This is a genomic window from Janthinobacterium sp. NKUCC08_JDC (assembly GCF_019345575.1).
GTDB classification, from domain to species: Bacteria; Pseudomonadota; Gammaproteobacteria; order Burkholderiales; family Burkholderiaceae_D; genus Janthinobacterium; species Janthinobacterium aestuarii.
In genome coordinates this window covers 54,579-77,602 of the sequence record NZ_JAHKQW010000009.1, presented here as the reverse complement: position 1 = coordinate 77,602, position 23,024 = coordinate 54,579, and the positions used below count along the sequence as shown (strand labels likewise).

Annotated in this window: 22 protein-coding genes; 12 read left to right on the top strand and 10 right to left on the bottom strand. The window is 63.2% G+C overall.

The features are described 5' to 3' along the window. Positions 1–222 precede the first annotated feature (222 nt). Positions 223–1,482, bottom strand: coding sequence for a PepSY domain-containing protein (locus KO538_RS19925; RefSeq protein WP_219329412.1), 1,260 nt, complete (start codon positions 1,480–1,482; stop codon positions 223–225). Between the two features lie 249 nt (positions 1,483–1,731). Here KO538_RS19925 and KO538_RS19920 point away from each other — a divergent pair, with 249 nt between their 5' ends. The 4 genes from KO538_RS19920 (at position 1,732) to KO538_RS19905 (ending at position 5,471) form a co-directional block, all read left to right on the top strand. Next, entirely contained in the window at positions 1,732–2,562 is an 831-nt protein-coding gene (locus KO538_RS19920; protein ID WP_219329411.1) for an alpha/beta fold hydrolase, read from the top strand. Between the two features lie 11 nt (positions 2,563–2,573). Then, positions 2,574–4,109, top strand: a complete 1,536-nt coding sequence (locus KO538_RS19915; protein WP_219329410.1) for an ATP-binding protein — start codon at positions 2,574–2,576, stop codon at positions 4,107–4,109. A 25-nt stretch (positions 4,110–4,134) separates the two neighbouring features. Next, positions 4,135–4,650, top strand: a complete 516-nt coding sequence (locus tag KO538_RS19910; RefSeq protein ID WP_219329409.1) for a hypothetical protein — start codon at positions 4,135–4,137, stop codon at positions 4,648–4,650. Positions 4,651–4,772: 122 nt separating this feature from the next. Next, positions 4,773–5,471 carry an aspartate/glutamate racemase family protein gene (locus KO538_RS19905; protein WP_161781482.1) on the top strand — a complete coding sequence of 233 codons (699 nt, stop codon included), beginning with the start codon at positions 4,773–4,775 and terminating at the stop codon, positions 5,469–5,471. A 51-nt stretch (positions 5,472–5,522) separates the two neighbouring features. Here KO538_RS19905 and KO538_RS19900 read toward each other — a convergent pair whose 3' ends face one another. The 3 genes from KO538_RS19900 to KO538_RS19890 all read right to left on the bottom strand — a co-directional run bounded on the left by KO538_RS19900 (position 5,523) and on the right by KO538_RS19890 (position 8,487). Next, positions 5,523–6,740, bottom strand: coding sequence for an MFS transporter (locus tag KO538_RS19900; RefSeq protein ID WP_035818476.1), 1,218 nt, complete (start codon positions 6,738–6,740; stop codon positions 5,523–5,525). A 294-nt stretch (positions 6,741–7,034) separates the two neighbouring features. After that, on the bottom strand, positions 7,035–7,451 hold the full coding sequence (locus KO538_RS19895) for an SRPBCC family protein (RefSeq protein WP_219329408.1): 417 nt from the start codon (positions 7,449–7,451) through the stop codon (positions 7,035–7,037). 19 nt (positions 7,452–7,470) lie between these two features. Further along, positions 7,471–8,487: an aldo/keto reductase gene (locus KO538_RS19890; RefSeq protein WP_219329407.1), complete on the bottom strand. Its 1,017-nt coding sequence runs from the start codon at positions 8,485–8,487 to the stop codon at positions 7,471–7,473. A 101-nt stretch (positions 8,488–8,588) separates the two neighbouring features. Here KO538_RS19890 and KO538_RS19885 point away from each other — a divergent pair, with 101 nt between their 5' ends. Together KO538_RS19885 and KO538_RS19880 are read left to right on the top strand one after the other, a co-directional pair. After that, a complete protein-coding gene (locus KO538_RS19885) occupies positions 8,589–9,512 on the top strand; it encodes a LysR family transcriptional regulator (protein ID WP_219329406.1) in 924 nt (307 codons plus the stop codon). A gap of 30 nt (positions 9,513–9,542) precedes the next feature. Continuing rightward, the gene (locus KO538_RS19880; protein ID WP_219329405.1) at positions 9,543–10,007 is read left to right on the top strand and encodes a DUF421 domain-containing protein; all 465 of its coding nucleotides are present in this window, start codon (positions 9,543–9,545) and stop codon (positions 10,005–10,007) included. Between the two features lie 92 nt (positions 10,008–10,099). On the opposite strand, the gene KO538_RS19875 is transcribed toward KO538_RS19880, so the two are convergent. The 4 genes from KO538_RS19875 to KO538_RS19860 form a co-directional block, all read right to left on the bottom strand. Then, on the bottom strand, positions 10,100–12,310 hold the full coding sequence (locus tag KO538_RS19875; RefSeq protein WP_219329404.1) for a hypothetical protein: 2,211 nt from the start codon (positions 12,308–12,310) through the stop codon (positions 10,100–10,102). Positions 12,311–12,576: 266 nt separating this feature from the next. Continuing rightward, positions 12,577–13,050, bottom strand: a complete 474-nt coding sequence (locus KO538_RS19870; RefSeq protein WP_070301903.1) for a DUF6328 family protein — start codon at positions 13,048–13,050, stop codon at positions 12,577–12,579. Between the two features lie 87 nt (positions 13,051–13,137). After that, positions 13,138–13,845, bottom strand: a complete 708-nt coding sequence (locus tag KO538_RS19865) for a hypothetical protein (protein WP_070301901.1) — start codon at positions 13,843–13,845, stop codon at positions 13,138–13,140. A 109-nt stretch (positions 13,846–13,954) separates the two neighbouring features. Further along, entirely contained in the window at positions 13,955–14,167 is a 213-nt protein-coding gene (locus tag KO538_RS19860; RefSeq protein ID WP_034751103.1) for a hypothetical protein, read from the bottom strand. A gap of 291 nt (positions 14,168–14,458) precedes the next feature. Between KO538_RS19860 and KO538_RS19855 the strand changes: the two genes are divergently transcribed. After that, a complete protein-coding gene (locus KO538_RS19855) occupies positions 14,459–14,845 on the top strand; it encodes a YidB family protein (RefSeq protein ID WP_051991132.1) in 387 nt (128 codons plus the stop codon). A 167-nt stretch (positions 14,846–15,012) separates the two neighbouring features. Here the strand turns inward: KO538_RS19855 and KO538_RS19850 are convergent, their stop codons facing one another. After that, on the bottom strand, positions 15,013–16,038 hold the full coding sequence (locus KO538_RS19850) for a LacI family DNA-binding transcriptional regulator (protein WP_235194210.1): 1,026 nt from the start codon (positions 16,036–16,038) through the stop codon (positions 15,013–15,015). Positions 16,039–16,276: 238 nt separating this feature from the next. After that, positions 16,277–18,337 (bottom strand): Ig-like domain-containing protein, encoded by a 2,061-nt coding sequence (locus KO538_RS19845; RefSeq protein ID WP_219329402.1) that lies wholly within the window; start codon positions 18,335–18,337, stop codon positions 16,277–16,279. Positions 18,338–18,516: 179 nt separating this feature from the next. Here KO538_RS19845 and KO538_RS19840 point away from each other — a divergent pair, with 179 nt between their 5' ends. From KO538_RS19840 to KO538_RS19820, 5 genes are all read left to right on the top strand, one after another. After that, on the top strand, positions 18,517–19,767 hold the full coding sequence (locus KO538_RS19840) for an Hsp70 family protein (RefSeq protein ID WP_219329401.1): 1,251 nt from the start codon (positions 18,517–18,519) through the stop codon (positions 19,765–19,767). A gap of 38 nt (positions 19,768–19,805) precedes the next feature. Further along, positions 19,806–20,435 carry a PolC-type DNA polymerase III gene (locus KO538_RS19835; protein ID WP_170846245.1) on the top strand — a complete coding sequence of 210 codons (630 nt, stop codon included), beginning with the start codon at positions 19,806–19,808 and terminating at the stop codon, positions 20,433–20,435. Positions 20,436–20,611: 176 nt separating this feature from the next. Continuing rightward, a complete protein-coding gene (locus KO538_RS19830; RefSeq protein WP_219329400.1) occupies positions 20,612–22,000 on the top strand; it encodes a tetratricopeptide repeat protein in 1,389 nt (462 codons plus the stop codon). 102 nt (positions 22,001–22,102) lie between these two features. Beyond that, positions 22,103–22,579: a DUF4262 domain-containing protein gene (locus tag KO538_RS19825; protein WP_219329399.1), complete on the top strand. Its 477-nt coding sequence runs from the start codon at positions 22,103–22,105 to the stop codon at positions 22,577–22,579. Further along, positions 22,576–23,019, top strand: coding sequence for a DUF6386 family protein (locus KO538_RS19820; RefSeq protein WP_219329398.1), 444 nt, complete (start codon positions 22,576–22,578; stop codon positions 23,017–23,019). Before KO538_RS19825 ends, KO538_RS19820 begins: the two co-directional genes overlap by 4 nt. The last annotated feature ends 5 nt before the right edge of the window (positions 23,020–23,024 follow it).

Sequence of the window (23,024 nt, the reverse complement as noted above, 5' to 3'; positions counted from 1 at the left end):
CGCAAAGTGGTAAATGCAATTGAGTTGCAATAATAGCTGGCGCGTCATGCTATTGCAAGTAAACTGCATTAGTCGAGCGGAAGGCGCAGCACGGACAGCCGGCATGTGCCGGCTACCGTGTAGCAAAGTGAGGAGGTGGGATGGCCGCTACTATTAGTTGCGCGTTGCGCGTGTGCGGCGCAGACCGGATGCGTCCGCCTGCGCCCTTGTGGAGTCGCCAGGTCAGGTGGATTGCAATGGCTTTTTCGCCTGCAGGCGGCGCGAACGACGTTTTCTTTCCCAGATGACGATGCCCGTCACCGACAGCATGGCCACCATCACGCCCATGAAGGACATCATGATGCGTCCCGGCAGGCCGAGGATGCGGCCCGAGTGCAGGGGGAATTGCAATTGCACGAAGACGTCGGCGGCCGTGCCTTCCCATGGCTTGTGCTGGCCGATGATGCTGCCGTCCATGCCGTCGACGTACAGGTTTGACAAACCCATGCCGGCGGCGCCGAATTCATCGGCCGGGTCGAAGAACGAGACGTTGTAGAACGAGTAATTGCCACCATAATAAATGCCGCCGATGGGTGAGGTGATGCCGCGCTGCACGGCCTGCTTTTTGGCGATGGCCACGGCTTGCTCGAAACCGATCACGGGCGTGATATACGTGCCGTATGGCGCCGGCGTCTGCGTTTCGTACGGGCCCGGCGTGGTGGTCGAGACGAGCGACATGACGGGATAGAACACTTCGCGGTACAGGTTTAGGGAGAACGACGTGAACGCGACGACGATGATGATGGCCCACACCCACAGGCCGCCCGCGCGGTGCAAATCGAAATTGAGCTTGTAGCCGCCGGCCGCCCAGCGCACCACCCATGACGGTTTCCAGCGCTGCCACCAGTTGGCGGCGTCGCGGTGGCGCGGCGCTTCATCCTGCGCGCGTGGGCGCAAACGGCGCGGCGTGGTCAGATAAAACGCCACCATGCTGTCGAGCAGCCAGATCAGGGCCACCGTCCCCATCAGCCAGTAGCCCCAGCGGTCCGTGCCCCAGAAGGCGGGCACGTGCAGGCTGTAGTGCAGATGGCGCAAGAATGGCATCAGGCTGCGGCGCGACAGGGAAATGGCGGTCGAATCGCGCGTGCCCGTGATCTGCGCCGTGACGGGATCGATGTAGACGGTATTGTAGTCGAGCACGAACGGCTTGTTCGTGGCCGGGTCGGTGAGCGGGCGCACCATGAAGGCGCCCGCATGGCCTTCTTCCAGGCCCAGGGTCATGTAATTGACTTCCACGCGCGGGTCGGCGGCGGCCACTTTTTGCGCCAGCACGAACGGCGGCTGCAGGGGGCCGCGGCCCGGCGTTTCCATGATGTCGGCGTTGAGCCATTCGTCCAGTTCATGGTCCCACGACGTGACGGCGCCCGTGAGGCCCGCGACGATGAGGAAGAGGGCGATGGTGAGACCGGCCCAGCGGTGTATGACAGTCCAGAAAGCGCGCATGCGGTACAAACCTTCAACATAAAACCGGCTTGTTGCCGCCAGCGGGCGCCACCGGGGCGCACAGGGAAAAGCCAAGTATGGGCCTGGTACAGGCCTGTTATTTTGATAATGGGAATCGTTCTCATTATCCGCCGTGGCATGGCGTTTGTCCAGCGCCAATGGTGTTGCCTCGAGTCAAATGGCGCATGCTAAGATGCTAGCAAGAAGTTAATTTACATTCCACATGGAAATATTCAAGGTTGAAGCGGCATGCGTATAGAAGATCGGAACAATGTCCGCGTGAACGAACGCAACGGTGCACCGCTGGCGGGCGCGGCAGCCACCATGGTGTTCATGCATGGTTTTGGCTGCGATCAAACCATGTGGCGCTACCTGGAGCCCCTGTTTCGTCCGCACTACCGCACCGTGCTGTTCGATCTTGTCGGCAGTGGCGCTTCCGACCAGGGCGCCTATGATTTCGATCGCTATGCGCGGCTCGATGCGCATGGCGCCGATTTGCGCCGGGTCATCCATGCCGTTGGCGGCGGTCCCGTGATTTGCGTCGGCCATTCCGTCAGCGCCATGAGCGCCTTGCTGGCCACGATTGCCGAGCCGGAGTTGTTCGTCGCGCAAGTCATGCTGGCGCCGTCGCCGTGCTATATCGACGATGCGGCGGCCGGTTACCGGGGCGGCTTCAGCAGTGCCGATATCGACGACTTGCTGGACGCCATGGACGCCAATTACCTGGGCTGGTCCGCCGGCATGGCGCCTGCCATCATGGGCGCGCCCGGGCAGCCGGCGCTGGGAGACGATCTTGTGAACAGCTTTTGCCGTACGGATCCGGCCATCGCCCGGCATTTCGCGCAAACCACGTTTTTGTCCGATCACCGCGCCATCTTGCCGCACAACAGCACGCCGGCCCTGATCGTGCAATGCAGCGACGACTTCATCGCGCCGCCGTCCGTGGGCGAGTACTTGCGCGAGATGCTGCCGCGCAGCAGCCTGCACGTGGTCGAGAATGTGGGCCATTGCCCGCACATGAGCGCGCCCGACGCCAGCTACCGCGCCATCCGCCGCTTTCTCGATGGCCTGCACCTGTAATGCGCGACACGATGCCTTCCTTGCCTGATACCAGTACCTTGTTCCAGCACGCAGCTTGCGGCTTGCTGCTGTGCACGGCCGACGGCACCATTGTGCAGGCGAACGCCACCTTTTGCGGCTGGCTCGGCTATGGCTCTGCGGAATTGCTCGGCAAAAAGAAACTGCAGGACTTGCTGACCATCGGCGGGCGCGTGTTCCACCAGACGCACTGGCTGCCGCTGATGCAGGTGCAGGGCAGCGTGTCGGAAATTCTGCTCGACATGCGCCAGCGCCAGGGGCAATCCATACCGATGCTGTTCAACGCCGTGCGCCGCGTGCACGAGGGCGTGCGTTATGACGAGATCGCAGTCTTTGTCGCCAGCGACCGGCGCAAATACGAGCAGCAGCTGCAGCTGGCGCGCAAGGAGGCGGGCGAGCTCAACGAGCAGCTGGCGGCCGCCGACCGGCGCAAGGACGAGTTCCTGGCCACCCTGGCGCACGAGCTGCGCAATCCGCTGGCGCCCATGCGCAATGTGCTGGAAGTGCTGCGCCTGGCGCAGCTGGACGATCCGCAGCTGCGCTGGGCCCGCGACGTGCTGGGCCGGCAAGTGGCGCACATGACGCACCTGGTCGACGATTTGATGGAAGTGTCGCGCATCACGCAGGGGCGTCTGGAATTGCGCCGCGCCAGCGTGGAGCTGGCCCCCGTGGTCGAAGCGGCCCTGCACAGCGTGGCGGAGCTGGCCGCGCAATCGGGCCACGCGGTGCACGTGGGGCAATGGCCGCAATCCATCTGGCTCGACGCCGACGCCACGCGACTGGGGCAGATGATTGCCAACCTGCTGACCAACGCCGTCAAGTACACGCCCGCCAACGGCGTCATCGGGCTGGAAGTGTCGTGCACGGACAACGACGTGCACATTACCGTGCACGATTCGGGCATCGGCATTGCGCCCGAGCACCTGGACACGGTGTTCGACATGTTTTCGCAGCTGGAACCGGCCCTGTCGCGGGCACAGGGCGGCCTGGGCATCGGCCTGTCGCTGGTGCGCGGCCTGGCCGAATTGCATGGCGGTAGTATCAGCGCGCACAGCGATGGCGTGGGGCTGGGCAGCACCTTCATATTGCGCCTGCCGCTGCCCGCCGTGCCGCTGCAGGCGCCGCCCGAGCCCAACCGCCGCTTGCTGGCCGGCACGCGCGAGGGCAAGGTGCTGGTCATCGACGACAGCGCCGACGCGGCCGAAAGCCTGGCGCTGGCGCTCGACATCCTCGGCTATGAAGTGCGCACGGCCTACGATGGCCCGGCCGGCATGGTTGCGGCGCAAGTTTTCATGCCACGCGTGATCCTGCTCGACATCGGCTTGCCGGACATGAATGGCTACGACGTGGCACGGCTGTTGCGTAGTGAACCCTGCGGCAAGGACGCCATCCTCGTGGCCGTCACGGGCTGGGGCCAGGACAAGGATCGCCAGATGGCATCCGATGCGGGCTTCGATCTGCACCTGACCAAGCCCGTGGATTTTTACGAGCTTGATGCGGTGTTGCAGAAGATGCTGCGGGCGGAGTGAGGAGGGCATCAGCAAAATGAAAGACATGGAACAACTGACAGAATTGGAAATCGCCGTTTTCCAGCTGCGCATGGGTTTTGCCCTGGCGGACCGCTGCGTGGACTGGGCCGTGGAGCGTTTGCATCTGGACCAGGAAGGCGACGACCTCGAGGTCGTGCTGCTGGCCAGCGCCCGGGGTGTTGACGAGGTGTTGCCGCTGGCTGACGTGATCATCGAGCGCTACCGGGGCACGCAACGGCTCGATCAGCAATTCCTCGCTGGCAAATTCATCGTCGAGTTGCGCGCCGCCTATCTGGCAGGGCGGGAAAGCGTGGCTTCGCTCGACGCCATCTTGACCCGCTTGTACCCGGCGCTAGCTTATCCCGACTGGCTGGTCATGCTGAGCCGCAATTGCGAGTATGCGACGGACGTGGCCGATTTCGAGCAGCCGTTCGAGGATGAATTTCGCTATATCGCCAGTCTGTGGGCGCAGGCGGAGAGCCTGGCGGCGTTTGAGAGCGAATACAGCCGACACACCTCCAATGGCCATGACATCAGGTAGATGCGGAGGGTAGACGGCAAGGTGCCGCGCCATCTGGATGGCGGCAGCGCTGCGTGCTTCTCTGCCGTCGTCTGGATACGCGTGACATACAATGTACGAAACTCTTTTTTGCCAGGATAGACGTGCAACATAAAACGATAGGCTTGATCGGCGGCATCGGCTGGGCGTCTACCCTGGAATACTACCGCTTGCTCAATGAAATGCTGGTGGCGCGCATCGGTCCCGCGCATAGCGCGCGCATCATGCTGGTCAGCATCGACCAGGCCGATTTCGTGGCGCACGCGGCGCAAGCCGATTCCCACGCCATCGAGCAATTCCTCGTCAAGGAAGGGCGGCGCCTGCAAGGCATGGGCGCGGATTTCTTCCTGCTATGCGCGAATGGCGTGCACCGCTTCGCGCCGGCCGTCGTACCGCGGATCGGCTTGCCTTTCATCAGCATCGTCGAGGAAACGGCGAAGCGGGTGCAGCAGTCGGGCTTGCGCAAGGTCGGCTTGCTGGGTGTCAAGCAGACCATGGCGGGCCGCTTTTATCACGACGCGCTGGAGCGCTTTGGCATCGCCACAGTGACACCCGATGCGGCCGAACAGGAAGTCGTCCACGACATTATCTACACGGAACTGGTACAGAATATTGTTACCGATGGCAGTCGGAAAATTTTTCTCGGCATCATAGAGAAACTGCGGCTGCAAGGCGTGCAGGGCGTGATTCTGGGTTGCACGGAGATTCCATTGCTGGTCAAGCCCGCAGATATCGACTTGCCGTTATTTAATACCACGGCCATTCATTGCGAGGCGGCGGTGGCGTTTGCCATCGAGGACTAGACGAGCGCGCAGTGAGCGGCCGCCTGAACCGGCCGCCGCTCACTGCACGGATCAAGCCGGCTGCGCGCCGCCCACATTGCGGCTGCGGTTTTCCACCAGCACGGAAATACCGAGCACGACGATGCCGCCGCAGGCCAGCATGGCGCCGACCCAGCCTGTCGAGCGCAAGCCCATGCCCATGGCGATGGCGATGCCGCCGGCCCAGGCGCCCAGGGCGTTGGCGATATTGAAGGCGGAATGGTTGAGGGCGGCGGCTACGGTTTGCGCGTCGCCGGCCACGTCCATCAAGCGCGTCTGCACGGCGGGAGCGACGGCGATGCCGGCGCCGATGGCGAACAGGTTGATGGCCGTCAGCCAGACATTGCTGCTGGTGTAGGTAAATGCGGCCAGGGCGGCCACGTTCCACAGCAGCACGCCGAAGATGGTCCACAGGCGCGAGCGGTCGGCCAGCCAGCCGCCGATCAGATTACCCACGGTCATGCCGACGCCGATGATGGCCAGCAAGATGGAGATGACGAGGGGCGACACTTTCGTGATTTCCAGCAAGGTCGGCGTGATGAACGTATAGACGGCGAACATGCCGCCAAAGCCGATCGCCACCATCAGCAGGGTCAGCCACACTTGCAGGCGGCGGAACACGCCCAGTTCGCGGCGCGGGCTCGAGTCGCCGGCGGCGACCATCGGTACGAAGATGCGCACCATCAGCATGGTCAGCAAACCCAGCGCGGCGACGAGCAAGAAGGCCGAGCGCCAGCCCAGGGTCTGGCCGATATACGTGGCCAGCGGCACGCCGAAGATATTGGCTACGGTCAAGCCCATCAGGACACGGGCGACGGCCTGGCCCCGCTTGTCCGGTTCGGCCAGGGCGGCCGCCACCAAGGCCGCCACGCCGAAATACGCGCCGTGCGGGATGCCGGCGACAAAACGCGCGACGACCAGCAAGCCATAATTGGGGGCGATGGCGCTGAGCAAGTTACCGCCAGCGAACATCAGCATCAGGCAGATCAGCATCAGCCGGCGCGGCATGCGGGCGAGGAAGATCGTGATCAGGGGCGCGCCGACGACCACGCCCAGCGCATAGGCGCTGATCATGTGGCTCATCTGCGGCAAGGTCGTGCCCAGGTCGTCAGCCACCACGGGCAGGATGCTCATGGAGGCGAATTCGCCCGTACCGATGGCGAGGCCGCCGATGGCCAGGGCCAGGTCGGCATAGCCAGCGCCAAAAGGCGCGGTGACGCGCGGAATCAATGGGTCTACGGAGGCGTGCATGTTCTTGTTAGTTGGGTAAAGAATGACAGGGTGGAGAGAAGCGCTGTGGCCCGGCCGGAAGTGGCAATGCGCCACCAGAGTCGTCGGCTGGCCGGTATTTTCGGGCGATAGGAACTGCCCAAAGACAACATTGTAAAAGATTCGGGCAAGCTCTGCTGGGCGATGGCTGAAATATGCTGCACTGCACACAATAACGCTTGCTCTTGTTGTTAACGATAACACGGAATCTGCGCGATTCCGCCACAGGGCAGGCGAAGAAAAGCTGGCTGTGGCGGAAATGGTCTTCGCGGATTGTTACTTCGTCAATGATTGCTGCAGTGCTTCCAGTCCCGCCACGTAGATGCCGTGGAACAGCTCCGTCACTTCCTGCTCGCTCACGCCCATGGGCGTGAAGCGGCCCGACCAGCTGACCCGGGCGCCATCGCTGCCGGGAATCGCGCTCACTTGCAGGGTGGACAGATAATCGGTGGCGGGAAACGGCGCCTGCAGGATGGAATAGCTGTAGCTGCGCGCCGCATTGTCGTACGCTTCCAGCTGCTCGACGATGACGTCGCCGGCCGGGTTGGCCAGGTGGCGGATGCGGCCCCCCTCGCTTAACGTGCTGCTGGGAATATACGGCAGCCAGTCGGGCAGCGAGTTGAAGCCGCCAATCAGTTGCCACACTTGCGCCGGCGTGGCGGCGATGTCGATCGAGGTGGTGGTATGGGCCATGATGGTCTTCCTTTATATATTAGTTGCTGCCGGTTGGCAGGGGAGCGAATGGCGACACCAGTTGCTCGGCGCGCATCTCTTGCCAGAAGGCGGCGGGGATGACGCTGTTCAATGCTTGCTGGTCTTCGGCCAGGCGTTGCGGACGGCTGGCGCCGGGGATCACGGCGGCCACGGCCGGGTTGGCCAGCGAGAATTGCAGGGCGGCCGCCTTCACGCTGACGCCGTGGCGCGCGGCAATGGCCTTGATGCGTTCCACTTTTGCAATGATCTCGGGCGAGGCTTTCTGGTATTCGAAATGCGCGCCACCGGCCAGGATGCCCGAACTGTAGGGTCCACCGACGACGATGTCGACGTTCTGTTTCGCGGCGGCAGGCATCAATCGCTGCAGCGCCCGTTCATGGTCGAGCAGGGTGTAGCGGCCGGCCAGCAGGAAGGCGTCGGGCTGGGCTTCGGCCAGGTCCAGGGTCATTTCCAGCGGTTCCACCTTGTTCACGCCCACGCCCCAAGCCTTGATGACGCCTTCTTCGCGCAAGCGGGTCAGCACGCGGAAGGCGCCTGTGCGCGCCGTTTCAAATTGCGCCAGCCAGTTGTCGCCGTGGAAATCCTGGGCGATGTCGTGTACCCAGACGATGTCGAGGTGGTCCGTATCCAGGCGTTTCAAACTGTCTTCGATCGAGCGCAGGGTGGCGTCGGCCGAGTAATCGTCGACGATTTTGTTCTTGCGGCCAAATTCGAACAAGCCGCCTTTTTCACCCAGTTCGCGGCTTGCCGGGTCTTCCAGTTCGTCGAGGATCAGGCGGCCGACCTTGGTGCTCAGTACGTATTCGTCGCGGCGGCGCTGTTTCAGGGCGGCGCCCAGGCGCAGCTCGGCCAGGCCGGCGCCGTAGAACGGGGCCGTATCGAAATAGCGGATGCCCGATTCCCAGGCCGCGTCGACGGTCGCCATCGCTTCCTCTTCAGGAATGTTGCGGAACATATTGCCCAGCGGCGCCGTGCCGAAACCCAGTTTGCCTGTCAGTAAGTGTTTGATACTCATGATGTTTCCTTCAATGTGTGGATCAGTGAAGACAGAATAGCTGGACAAGTTAAGCCTGTCCAAGACATAATTAGCGCAACTTGAGTCCTTAAGGGTCTGATATGCTGGACATCCGCCAATTGCAATACTTCATCGCCGTCGCCGAGGAAGAACACGTGGGGCGCGCCGCCGAGCGCCTGCATATTTCCCAATCGCCGCTGAGCCGGCAAATCGCCCAGCTTGAAGACAGGCTGGGCCTGACCCTGTTCGAGCGCAGCGCGCAGCGCATCCGCCTGACGCGCGACGGCCATACTTTCCTGGCCGAAGCGCGCGCTTTTATCACGCACGGGAATCGCCTGGAAGCGCTGGCCAAGCGCCTGGGACGCGGCGACGAGGGCGGCCTGTGCATCGGCTACATCGAGAACGCCATGCATGCGGGCGTCCTGCCCGATGGCTTGCGCGCCTTGCGCGCCACGCGCCCACAGGTGCACATCGCCCTGTACAACCTGCATTCTGCCGAGCAGATCGAAGGCTTGCGCCAGCGCAGCCTCGATATCGCGCTGTTGTGCGAACCGCCGCTGCCGAACGACCCCGACCTCGATTGCGCGCAAGTGCTGAGCGACCCCATGCTGCTGGCCTTGCCGGAGACGCACCCGCTGGCGCACAAGACGGAGCTGACGCCCGAGGACCTGGCGGGCCAGGAATGGATTGCCGTGCTGCACAAGGAAAGCGTGCTGAAACACGATAACTTCATCGCCGCCTGCGCGCGCGCCGGTTTTACGCCCGATATCCGCCTGGAAGCAACGGAACCGCTGACGGCGCTGGGCCTGGTGGCGGCCGGGCTGGGCATGGCCATGATCCAGCACAGCCTGCGCCAGCACGCGCCGGCCGGCGTGATCGTGCGCGCACTGCCGTGGTTCAGCTACCGCACGCCATTGTGGCTGGCCTGGCACAAGGTCAACTTGCGTCCGCTGGTGGGGATTTTCCGCGAAACGTTGCTGGAGCAGGCCAGCGGTGTGGCCATGCCGGAGCAAAAAGACGTATAAATAAGGCAATCATCTGTGGGGAGGATTGCCATGTTCGATCTGGATGTGCCGGTATGGGAACTGGTGGCGCGCGCCGTCATCATCTACCTTGCCTTGCTGCTGATGGTGCGCATGACGGGCAAGCGGACGGTGGGGCAATTCACGCCGTTCGACTTGCTGGTCGTCATGCTGCTGAGCGAGGCGGTATCGAATTCCCTGTCCGGCGGCGACGAATCCGTTCCCGCCGGCCTGGTACTGGCGTTGACTTTGATCTGCCTCAACATGCTGATCGCATGGCTGAGTTCGCGCAGCCGTAAGTTCGCCGATCTGGTCGATGGCACGCCCGTGCTGCTGGGGCGCGACGGCCAGATTTTTGAGGATGTCGTCAAGAAATGCCGGGTGGCCGGCGGCGATGTCGAGCAGGCGCTGCGCGAGGCCGATTGTCCGTTGGCGGACATGAAATGCGCGTTCCTCGAGGCAGATGGCAAGATCACCATTTTGCAAAAGGCGGGGTAGCGGCTTGCCCATGCTGCGTTTCCTTTCGCCGTGCGTCGCTTGCCGTCTGTGTAATTCCTGCCGCCACGGCGAGCCATGGCGGCAGGGCAGGCTTACAGCGTGGTCTGCCGGGCAGTTCGCAGCGGAGGCGGGGCCATGACAGGCGTCTTGGCCAGCTGTGCTTTCAAACTTGCAAATAGCGACCAGCAGGGGATGGCCATCTTCTGGACTTGTTGCGCCTGCGGGCCGCCGGGCAGCTTGCTCCACGGTCCCACGTTGAGCCTGCCATCCTTGATATTGATGCTGTAGAGGGCCGTATACAGGGCTGGCGTATCGGTCGCGATGTAGGCGACTTCTCCGCCATGTTGTACAGCTGTAACGGTGCGTGTCGTGATGCTGGCGAACAGGGTGCCATCCTTGCACGGCGACAGCGATTGTATGCCGATCAGCGGCGGGTAGGGAATCCTCGCCTGGGTGTACCTGTCCCGCCACGTTTTGCCCGGATGGGTATGTGTGTCGCCGATCAGCGCTTCGGGGATATGGCTGATCCATCTGGGCGATTTGATGATGCCGCGTATACAACTGATGACCGAGGCGTGCGTGGCGCACGCCAGGCCCATCGGCCCAAAAACCCAGACATAGTAGGGATCGACATCGATACCGGTATAGCTGCCCCACGGCGCTGGCACGTAGCAGCGGGTATTTGACTGGTCGACGTAAAGCTCTCCGGAAGCGGCAAGGGCGCCGTACATGATGGAGTTGTAATGGTCCGTCCCTTGCAGGAGGGCCGGCAGCATGGCGGCCCCGTCCGGGTCATCGGGCAATGTCGCGGGCGGATGGGTGATGGCGCGGACGTTGACGACGCCGGCCTTGGTCGCCGGCTGCCAATTTCCGGCTTTCAACTCTCCGCTGTCATTCAATTGATGCAGCTTGATGGAGCCTTGCCTGCCTTCATTGCGCGCCGTGTAGACGAACGATGCGCGGCTGTCGTCGGGGGACGGCAGTGCCCAGACGTCATGGAATTTATCACCGGATACTTCTTTCATGTCCGACACTTCAAGCGTGGTCGGATCCAGCCAGCCGTGTTCCATGTCGCCGTTATCGGACGCGCTCCAGTGCTGGCAGAAGAAAAGGTGATAGCGTGGCTTCAGCGAGCCTGCCTCCGTCTTTGGCATCGTCAAGGCGAAGCGGCGGCCACGATTGCCATAGCCGATCTGAAAAGGCTTCCATTCGCCGGTTCGCGTGACGCTGCCTCCCGTCGCGGCGTAGAGGTTCTTGCTCATGTTGGTACCGAGGTGAGCGAACAGGCCCCGGTCGCGGGCGACCGGTTCGATCGCCTTCAGGCATTCCAGCATCTGGGTGTTGCCGTCGTTCCACAGCTTGGGCAGCGCCTCCATGTCCGCTTCGAGCCGTATCAAACGGTCGTAGATCGCGTCATACTCGTGCGGCGTGTTCTTGTAGTCCGGATTTCGAATCGAGGCCTGCTCCAGCTGCCGCCCCACCATTTCATGGTCGACGAGGGACTCCAGCAGTACATGGGCGAGCAGCGCATCGGCGTAGGTGCGGCAGAAAACGCCGAGGATTTCCGGCCATTTCTCCAGGTCCTGGGTTTTTTCGTCCTTCAGCCATTCGGCGGTCATCCATTTGTCGTATAAAACGGAAATAATAGTAAACGCATTATTTATTGAAATAATGCAACTATCGAGACATTTGTGGACCTTCACCCGATTCTCCACCGTGTTCAAGGGCGTCGGCAGAATTTCGGACAGATCCAGTTTGATGCGGCCTATGGTCGCCATATATTGATCAACCGCACTGCCATTGGCCTTGACTTCACGCAGTTTCTCATCCGCGTTCAACCCTTTCATTGCCTCAATGATCTGATCCTTGAGAGAAGGTTGCTTTGGCCCGAAATAGGTGAGCAGTTGACCGACAATGCTGAACAGGGCGCCGAATATCGCGCCGTACGGACCGGCGCCGGCTGACAGGCTGCCGATCAGCTGCATGCCGGCGGCGCAGATATCCATGATGGCGGCGCTGCCATTGATATAGTCGCCCGACTTGAAGGCGCTCGCCGCGGACAGCACGCCCTTGACCATGTTGGGCAAGTTCTTGTTGATGGCGTCCGTGACGTCCTTTGCATATTTCTTGGCTTCCGCGCTGGCGTTCTTGTCGGCCAGGATGCGTTTTGCCCCTTCATATTCCGCCTGCATTTTCCGTGTCGCTGCCTCGAATGCCCTTGCTTGCGCGGGGTCCATGCTCGATTGCGCGTGCAAGGCCATCAATTCAATCTGTTTCTTGAGGAGGTCGAGGTCGGGATCCAAGTTGTCATCCTTTCAATGCGGGTTCGATACTGCTTGTACAAAGACAAAATATTGCATTCATACTAATCTTGGCGTCGAGGTGCGCAAGCTGTATTTGCATGACGGCAGCCGTGCTGATGGCCAGGACGGGGGAATCGCTCTGATGTCACTCGGAGACGGACGGGGCAAGGAATTTCTGATCCCATGGAAAATATTGACACGTAGAATATGAAAGCGACTATGCCTACGATAGTTGCCGGACGCGGACTGGGCGCTGGGCGCTGCGCTTAGATCTTCTTGCTGCTTTTCAGGTGCAGGGGCAGCCACCACCACATGCAAATGATGAGTGACCCCATCAGGACGCCGGCGATGATGCCGGCGATGTGGCCGAACACTTCCGACATCACCAGGTTCGTGCCCAGAATAAACGCCAGCGCCAGGGAAAAGGCGCCGCACATCATGATGCGGTCGGCCACGCGCTTGAAACGTTCGCGGTCTTGCAGCGGGCGCATCACGCGGTGCTGGATGGCTGGCGCGCTGAGCAGCACCAGGCTCGTCATGGACAGGAAGAACGTCAGCAGGAAGACGACTTTTTCCGCCTGCACGATCTTCGCGAAGCCGCCGTTGAAGGGCAGGATGATGAGGAAGGCCGTCAGCATCTGCGCGCCCGGCAAGAGGATGCGCAATTCGCTGAGCAGGTCGGACAAATCGCCTTCGTCGCCTGGCTGGCCATTTTCATCCTGGTGTTGCGTTTGTGGCATGGTGCCGTCCTCGTGGTGGTGATGGAGGGAGTCTACTCGGCAGTGCATTGCCTGACTGTGGGCGGACGCACCATCAGACGCATTGCGTCAGAACCATTGCGCGTAGCGTTGGCGCAGCCGCCACAGGGGCGTCGAGACGATGGCCGTGGCGCTGTGCGAGGCGTCGTGGCCGCAATGGCCGCAGCTGTGGCGCCGGTGCGGCGCCAGCGCGAAGCTGCCCAGGTCCAGGTGCGGATGGCCGCAGCGGGCGCAGTCGCTGCAGTCCAGCGGCGTGCCTGCCTGCAAGGCGGCGGTGAACGCTTGCGCGGCGGGCGGCGTGATGTTCAGCTGCACGACGTCGGGCGGGAACAGGCCGGGCAGGGCGCGGCAGTCGATGGCCAGCGCGGCTAGGTCGCGCGCCAGCAGGGCGCCGCCGTCATCGGCCTTGGCGCGCAGTTGCAGCACGCCATCGGGGCCCGGGCGCAAGGTCGTGGCGTGAAACTGGCTGGGGTCGAACAGTGCCGGATACAGCACGTAACCCATGGGGCTGGCGTGCTGGCGGCAACGCATCTGCCGCGTTGACTGCCAGTCGGCCACGTCGGCCTGCGTGCCCCAGTAGCACTGGTGCGTGCGGCACCAGTGGCGCGCCGCGCCATTGCGGAACTTCCCGGCTGCCAGCAGATCGCACACGATGATGGCATCTTCGCCCGCGCCGGCGCGAAAGTGGCCCGTGATGTGCTGCGTGGTGACGGCAAGGTGGCCCGTGCTCGCTTGCAGGGGCCAGCAGATGCCAGGCAGGGTCAGCGGCGTAGTCAACGGCGACTCCGCGCGGCTATCGGCTTGCCAGCCGGTAGTAGGCCGGAATGAAAAAACCCGCCGACTGGGGCGGGCTGTGCTGACGGGAATGCCTGCGGCATGGCCCGGTTTATTCTTCCGTATCGGCCAGGGTGACGATGGCGCGCGCCCACTTCGAGTATTTCAGGTTTGCCAGATCGCGCACGGTCTTGATATTGAACGCTTGCTTGAGCAGTTCCGCATCCTTTTCGCTCACGCCTTGCAGCGCATCGACGGGCGCATCAGCGATTTCCTTGAAGGTCTTTTTTTCGTAAGCCTTGTCTACCGCTTTATTGATGTTCATGTGTTGATACTCCTCAGTAAGTGGAAAATTAATTCTACACGTTTTTGCAAACTGTCAATTTACGCTTGCAAGTTGGGCCGAACTAAATATGATGGAGGTGGATGCCTCGACAGTGAGGCGATCTGTGCGTTCGCCTCAAGATTGTAATTATAGCATTGTTATTATTCATAGTATAATGATTTCCATGGCGCAGAATGGTCTGCGCCATACCGACGCCGCAGTCACGCGGCACCAATCGATAGCGTTCAGGAGAATACGATGAGTTTGCTAGATCAACTTGCAGGACAGGCGATGAGCGCTTTGGGCAACAAAAGTGCTGACGGGGAAGCCCCATCGGGATTGATGGCCAGTGTGATGGACCTGGTCAACCAGCACGGCGGCTTGCCCGGCCTGCTGCAGAAATTCCAGGAAAGCGGCCTGGGCGACCAGGTAGCCAGCTGGATCGGCACGGGTGCCAATGCGCCTGTCTCCGGCGAACAAATCAAGGATGCGCTCGGTAGCGACACGATCACCCAGATCGCGGAAAAAGCGGGCGTCGCACCGGACGCGGCTTCGGGCGGCCTGGCCGCCTTGCTGCCCCAGCTGATCGACAAACTGACCCCTGATGGTCAGGTACCGGAAGGCAATGACCTCGTCAGCCAGGGTTTGAATATGCTCAAGGGCAAGATCTTCGGTTGATTCCCTGGACTTGAAATGAAAAACCTCGCAGCAATGCGAGGTTTTTTTATGTGCAAGGTTTTTGGCAGAGAAGTGCGAGCGTCTGAAAAACGCCTGTGGCTAGGCGCGGCCCCGAAGACAGTACGAATAGTACGGCGAGGGGCAGGCAACAACGCCACGGGCGTTTTTCAGGCGGCGGCCATCATGCCGAAATATGGCTGTGCTCCAGTCAGCCTCGCCGTACTTCCCTCGACCAGATACGAGCAATAGCGGCGCCGCTCGGCGATGCCGCCGCGCCGTTCCATCAGTTCGCCCAGCATGGCGACGGCGTCGGTGGCCATCTTTTGCACGGGCTGGCGCAGGGTGGTGATGTCGTAGCTGAGCCAGCCCGATGCTTCCAGCGCGTCGAACCCGGCCACCGACATCTGCAGCGGCACCTCGATGCCCATCTGGTGGCGCGCCGTGTCCAGGCAGCCGATGGCCATGATGTCGTTGCCGCAAATGACGGCGTCCGGCACGCGGCCCAGGCGGTCGATGACCTTGCGCAAGCCGCGTCCGCCGCTGGCGTAATCGTAGTTGCCGCTGACGACGATGGGCGCGGGCAAGCCCAGGGTCAGCAAACGGTCGAGCATGCCGGCCTTGCGTTCCTGCGCGACGGCCGAGTCGCCGGGACCGTCGATGATGGCGAACTGGCGGTGGCCCGCTTCGGCCAGGCGCGAGACGAGCAGGCGCGCCGCTTCGCCCTGGTCGCACAGCACGGCGTGCACGGCGTGCTCGCGCGGACTGCGGTTGAACAGCACCAGCGGCACGTCGCGCCGGCCGAATTCGGCCATCTGTTCGTCCGACAGGCAGGCGGCCACGATGGCGCCATCGACCTGGTATTGCCACACATCGCACAAGACCTTGCCGATGTCCGCTTCGCGCTCGAGGGTAAACAACAGGAGACGCTTGCCCTGGCGGGCGATTTGCTGGCTCAGGTCGGACAATACTTGCGGATAGTACAGATTGGCCAGGTTGGAAATGATGACGGCCACCAGGTTCGAGCGCCGCGTGATCAGGCTGCGCGCGGCCGCGTTGGGGATGTAGTCGAGGCTGATGGCCGCCTGCATGACCTTGGCGTGGGTGGCTGGCGAAACGCTGGCGCCCGGCTTGAAGCAGCGGGACACGGCCGATTGCGACACGCCGGCCAGCAGGGCCACGTCATACGAGGTCACGCGCCGTCCGGCGCCGGATACGGGGCGGGTGGTGGTGATGGGTGTCCGGGCTACAGTATTCTTTTTTCGCATAATGGTCTGGCAAGCAACCTGTCTCAAAGTATTCCTGCAGGCCCGGCCGCTTGTGGCGGCCTGGGCGGGAAAAATGAGCATAGCGAAAATATTTCCATGTGGCAAGACTGTTTTCTTGTCCATGTTGCAAATAATTTGATTTAATGGCAAGTGGTATGCCTGCTCCTCAATCGGGACTGTCGCAGGGGCCGCTACCATAGGGGCTGAGGCGTCCCGGCGGGTCCACGCGGCGGGCGCTGAAATCGCTGGCCAGGGTGGGTAAGGGCAAGTCCGCCGTGGCGCTCGCTTCCGTGCCGCTGACCGTGCCCCGCACGGTCAAGGCCACATGCACCCAGGAAGCAAAGTTGCGCGGATAGCTGACGGTGACGGTGGCCATGCCCAGCGCGTCGCTCAGGCCGCTGGCGCTGACGGTCAGGGGAATGCCCGGGTCGAGCACGCCATTGCCGTTGCCATCGTAGGCGGCGTCAAAAATACCGTTGCGCAAGACGTCCTCGTTGGCACAGCTGTAATGGGGCAGGGCCAGGCGCCAGACGCCCGTGTCGGGGAACTCGGGCTTGTCCGCTTGCCACGCATAGTATCCCTTGGCATAGCGGCTGGGCCAGGCGGCGGCCGTGATGGTGACGCCGGGCACGGCATTGCCGGCGCTGTCGGACACGAACACGGCAAAGTCCTTTTGCAGCACGCTGGCCGAATACTCGCGCAGCAGGCTGCCCGTGCCCAGCTTGACCGACAGCGCTTGCCTCGCCACCGTCAGCCGCACGAGGGCCGTGGCCGCCGCTTGCTCAGCGCCCTCGATGCGGGCCTGGATCAGCACGCCATCGCGGCCGCTGTCGGCCGGTCCCGCCACGTACTCGGCGCGCGCCAGGCCGTCGCTGCCCGTCAGTACGCGGCCCGCTTGCCGCAGGTAGCCGCCGCTGGGGTCGCTCAAGATGGTAAACAGCACGGGCGCGTTCTTGACCAGGTTGTTGGCCGCGCCATCGCGCACCACGGCGCCGATGGTGCTCATACTGGTGTTGGCGTTGTCGGCTGATGCCGTCGTATTCGCGCGCAGCACGGCCGGATCCGCTTGCACGGCCAGCTTGCTGGCAGGGCTCAATGGCGCGACGAATTCCAGCCGCGTCTGCGCCGAGGGGCCACCGGCCACGGCCGCCGTGATGGTGGTCACGCCCGCGTTGGCCGATTGCACATAGCTGCGCGGCAAGTTGCCATTGCTGAACATCAAGCTGGCGGGCAAGGCCTGGCTGCAGGCGCTGTCCGCAAACAGGTTGCCGCGCGAGGTCGACAGGCTGGCGCTGCCGGACTGCGCCACGCCCGCCTTGTCATAGCGCGCGTCGATGGGCTGGCATGCCAGGGCGGCCACTTCCGCCAGCACGTCCGCGCCGCTGGCATCCTGGCCCACGGCCGGGCTCAGGCGCAGGTCACTGCCGGCCACGGCATACGCTTGCGTGGCGGCGGCGCCCAGCGCATTGACGGACACGGCGTCCTTGCCCAGGCTGCTTGCCGTCAAGCGCAGCACCAGCTGGCCTTGTGCATTGCTGAGCGCTGCGCCGCCATCCTTGACACGCACGCTGTTGCCGGCGCCCGTACTGTAGGCGATGGCGGCGCCGGCCACGGGTTTGCGCGCCGAGTCGCGCACGGTGACGGTGAGGTCGGCGCCCTGGCCCAGCATCAAGGCGGCCGGCCCCAGCAGCTCCACCGTGCTGCCCGTGACGGCCACCATGCCTTTGCCGCTGCGGGCGCCCACATTGGCCGTTACGGTAATGCTGCGGTTGCTGTTGGCGCCTCCCGTTCCCAGCAGGGCGCGCGCCTGGCCATTCTTGTCCGTCACGGCATCGACGCTGCCGAGGATGCCGGAATCGGCGGCAAAGGAAATCTTCGCGTTGGGCAAGGCGAGGTTGGCGCCATCCTTGACGAGGGCCGTGACGGCCACCTCGCCGCCGGCCATGCCCGCCGAGGCCAGTTCCGTACTGGAAAACACGAGGTTGACAGCGCTGGCCAAGGTGGCCGGTTCGGGCGGCGTGACGGGCGGAATCACGGGCGGCGTCACCGGAGGCGTCACGGGCGGATTGACGACGGGCGGCGGACTGCCGCCGCAGCCTGCCGTGCTGTGCAGCCCGCAACCGGCGCCGGTCTGGGTGTCGGCCGAACCGCCGCCGCAGCCGGCCAGGGAAACGAGGAAGGCGGCCAGCAAAGCTGCTGGCAGGTGGCGTAGGGGAGCATGGGGCACGATGGGTCTCCGGAAGCTGGCCGAGTTGCTCGGCGTTAATTTCCCAAGAGTATCTTTTGCGTGCGGCTGGTACTTGATGCAAAGCAAGCTTATGCTGTTGACCGGGCTGAACGGGTTTTGCTGGTGCAAAGCCCTGCCTTCTGATAACATAACGCCCCTTTATTCAGGGAAGGGTCGACATGGCCAATGCTTGCGGCGTCGATTTCGGCACGTCAAATTCCACGGTAGGCTGGGCACGTCCCGGGCAGAGCACCATGCTCGGCCTGGAAGATGGCAAGACGACCTTACCGTCCGTCGTCTTCTTCAATGCGGAAGACGAGGAAGTCAGTTTTGGCCGCGCGGCGCTGGCCGGCTATCTGGCCGGTTACGAAGGACGCTTGATGCGCTCGCTGAAAAGCTTGCTGGGTACCAGTCTCATCGATGGCCAGACGGAAGTCGGTGGCCGCGCCTTGCCATTTCGCATGTTGCTGGCGCAATTCATTGGCGAAGTGAAACGCCGGGCAGAGCAGTCCGCCGGCCGCGAATTCTCGTCCGCCGTGTTCGGCCGTCCCGTCTTCTTTATCGACGACAACGCGCAAGCGGACCAGCTGGCGCAAGACACCCTGGCCGAAGTGGCGCGCTCCGTCGGCTTCAAGGATGTCGCCTTCCAGTTCGAGCCGATTGCCGCAGCGTTCGACTACGAGTCGCAGATAGCCAAGGAAGAGCTGGTGCTGATCGCCGACATCGGCGGTGGTACGTCCGACTTTTCACTGGTGCGTTTGTCGCCGGACCGGGCGAAAAAGGCCGAGCGCCGTGACGACATCCTCGCCACGGGCGGCGTGCACATCGGTGGCACGGATTTCGATAAATACCTGAGCCTGTCTTCTGTCATGCCTCTGCTCGGCTATGGCAGCCGCCTGAACAACAATAGCGAAGTGCCGTCCAGCTATTATTTCAATCTGGCGACGTGGCACACGATCAACCTGGCGTACACGAAGAAAATCTGGGTGCAACTGGCCGACGTGTGCCGCGATGCGCGCGAGCAAGACAAGATGGGGCGCCTGCAAAAACTGATTGACGAGCGCGCCGGCCACTGGCTGGCCATGAAAGTGGAAGAGGGCAAGATTGCCCTGTCCGACGCGGCCGAAGTGCAGCTGGAGCTGGACCGCTTGTCGCCCGCGCAAAGCCTGTTGCTCAAACGTACGCAGTTCGACGAAGCCATCGGCCACTTGTGCGGTTCCGTGGAAGAAACCGTGCTGCGTCTGCTGCGCGACGCGGGCGTGGCGCCGGAAGCCGTCGACACCGTGTTCTTCACGGGCGGCTCGAGCGGCGTGCGCCTGCTGCGCGAAAAGATCGCGGCGCTGGTGCCGGCCGCGCGCAAGGTCGAAGGCGATTTGTTCGGCAGTATTGGTGCCGGTCTCGCGCTGGACGCCGTGCGCAAGTTCGGCTAAGCTGGTCCACCGCAGCATCGCAGAAAGAGCCTGACTTCATGAATGTGTTTGACAAACCGATCGTCATGATCGACTTCGAGACGACCGGACTGTCGCCCGACATGGGCGACCGCATCACGGAAGTGGCGGCGCTGCGCATCGAGGGCGGGCGGATCACGGACCGTTACGTGACCCTGATCAACTGCAATGCGCGCATCCCCTCGTTCATCACGGGCTTGACGGGTATCACGCAGGCGATGGTCGACAAGGCGCCGCCCGTGGCCGAAGTGGTGCCGCAATTGCTGGACTTCATCGGCAGCGATGCCTTGTCGGCGCACAATGCCAGCTTCGATGAAAAATTCCTGCGCGCGGAAAGCGCCAGGCTGAACCTGACACCGGCGCACCAGTCGCTCGTGTGTTCCTTGAAACTGTCGCGCCGCGTGTTTCCCGGCATGGCCAGCTACAAGCTGGGCTTGCTGTCGAGCCAGCTGGGCATCGCCTTCAAGAGCGCCGCCCACAGGGCCGAGTCCGATGCGGAAGTGGCGGCGCAAGTGCTGATCCATATCGGCCGCCATTTGCGCAGCAGCTATGGCATCGCCGATGTCGACGCCGACTTGCTCGTGTCGCTGAACAAGCTGGCCGCCGCCAAGGTGCCGCAATTCCTGCAAAAGCATCCATCGCGCCGCTGAGCGCCGTTTCCCCTCTAAGCGGGCTCATCAAAACGATATAATTTTGTTATTTCTATTGAGCCTGCTCAAGTCCTTCCCCCGCAGCGAATTTAAAATTTAGGCAACACACGATTTCGCCGCCCTGGGCCGCCGTTTTGCGCGTGCTGCCGGCAAGCGCGATGTGGATGGGGGCGCACATGGACAAGGACCATACTGCCAGAGATAGCCACCAGGCGTATATCTGGTTCCGCACGGCTGCCGAGCAGGGCAATGCCTACGCCCAGTTCAACCTGGGATTGATGTACAAGAAGGGCGAAGGCGTGGCGCAGGACGACGCGCATGCCTTTGTCTGGCTACGCCTGGCAGCGCTGCAAGGGCTGGCGTTCGCGCAGAACCACCTGGGCGCCATGTATTACCACGGCCGCGGCGTGGCGCAGAGCGATGCCGACGCCGTGCTGTGGTTTCGCCGCGCCGCCGCCCAGGGCGATGCCTCGGCCCAGCAAAACCTGGGGCAGATGTACCGCAAGGGACGCGGTGTGCTGCAGAGCGACGAGCTGGCCCTGGCGTGGTTTTACCGCGCTTCCGAGCAGGGCGTGGCCAGCGCGCAATCTCTGCTGGGCGAGGCCTATGCCCAGGGTCTGGGCGCGAAAAAGAACGATGCGCTGGCCCTGGCGTGGTTCCGCAAGGCGGCCTTGCAAGGCGATGCGCAGGCACAGCTGAATCTGGGGCTCGTCTACAAACGGGGGCAGGGCGTGGTGCAGAGCGATGCGCAGGCGCTGGCCTGGTTCCGCCAGGCCGCGGCACAGGGGCTGGCCGTGGCGCAGCGGCAACTTGGCGTGGCGTATGCGGAAGGCCTGGGCGTGGCGCCCGACCAGCTGCGCGCCTATGCCTGGCTGCAGCGGGCGGCCGAGCAGGACGACGCCGACGCCCAGTTCAACCTGGGCCTGATGTTGGCGCGCGGCCAGGGCGTGGACAAGGACGAGGCGCGCGCCGTCGCCTGGTACCGGCGCGCTGCCCTGCAAGGCCATTGCATGGCGCAATACAATCTGGGCGGCATGTTTGCGGGCGGGCGCGGCGTCATCCGCGATTTGCGCCTGGCGCTCGACTGGTATGCCCGGGCGGCGGCCCAGGGCGCGTCGAATGCGCAGTTCAACCTGGGCGTGATGTATGCGAATGGCCAGGGCGTGGAGCGCGACGAGGTGTGCGCCGTGCGCTGGTACCGCACGGCGGCCGATCAAGGCGATGCCAGCGCGCAAAACAACCTCGGTGTCATGTATGCGAACGGCCATGGCGTACAGCAAGACGATGGCCAGGCCGTGCTATGGTATGCGCGCGCAGCTGGCCAGGGCCATGCGCTGGCGCAGTACAACCTGGGCGGCATGTACAACAGCGGACGCGGCGTGGAAAAGGATCCCGTCTGCGGCTACATGTGGCTGGCGCTGGCGGCCGAGGGCGGTGATAGCGGGGCGGCCAGGGCCAGGGAAGCGGCTGCCACCAGGCTGGAACCGGCACAGCTGCAAGAGGCGCAGCAGCGCATGCGGCAATGGCACCAGGTGCGCTTTCCTCCGCTGCAGCCGCCCGACTGAAGCGCCGCCGCCGTGCGCGCATGGACGCGTGCCGCATGCGATAATTGCCGGCAGGCATGTCGCCAAGGCGGCACGGTTTTTCGGCACGGTGAAAGGTGAAGCATGGTAAGGCAGGCAGGCGAGGATGCATCCGAGCAAAAAGTCATCGACGACATCGCCACGCATGGCTGGCATGGCGTGCATATCGGCGCCGATGAAGAAGGTCCCGGCTATGCTTTTACCATAGGCGCTTGCCACAGCTTCGGCCAGCCTGAATTCCTGATCATGGGCGTGCCCCATTCCATGGCCCACCGGATACTCGACGTGGCGCTGGACGCCGCACGCAGCGGCGCCATCACGGATTTCACGACTACCACGGACGTCTTGCTGGAAGGCCATCAGTGCGCCTTCGTGCGCGTGCCCGTCGAGCAATACCGCGACTATGTCGGCTATGCGCGCTGGTATTACCAGGGCGATGATTTCACCTTGTACCAGATCGTCTGGCCGTCGCGCGATGGCCACTTCCCGTGGCAGGTGCAAGCGAGCGCGCAGTATGTGGAGAGCCAGCCCCTGCTGGGACCGGCGCCGCTGGCCACATGACGCCAAGCACGTGCGTCAAAATTGTGACCGGGACGGCTATCCTGTGCGTGTTCGACCCTGCGCTCTTGCGCCACAAGCTGGAAGATGACTGCGACTGGTGGAGCATCCCCAGCGCCGAACTGGCGGCCGTGAATGCGGGGCAAGTCGCGTTTTTCAACGTGGGCGGCGATGGCGCGTATGAAGTCACCTTGCACGAGGAACTTGCCGAACCGCAGGTGATCGTGCATCTTGCCGTCGTTTCGGGCCGCGTCTTCATCGGCGCGGGGGAAGACGTCACGGGCGGCGGCCTGGAACCGGACACGGCGTATGGAGGACTGTTCGTGGATCTGCCCGCAGGCAGCTACCGCGTGCAGGCGCGCCGCGATGGCGCGCACATCAGCCTGGCATTCGTGTCCGATACGCGCAGCGGCAATGCGTTTGTCGATCTCGTGCGTATTTGATCTTG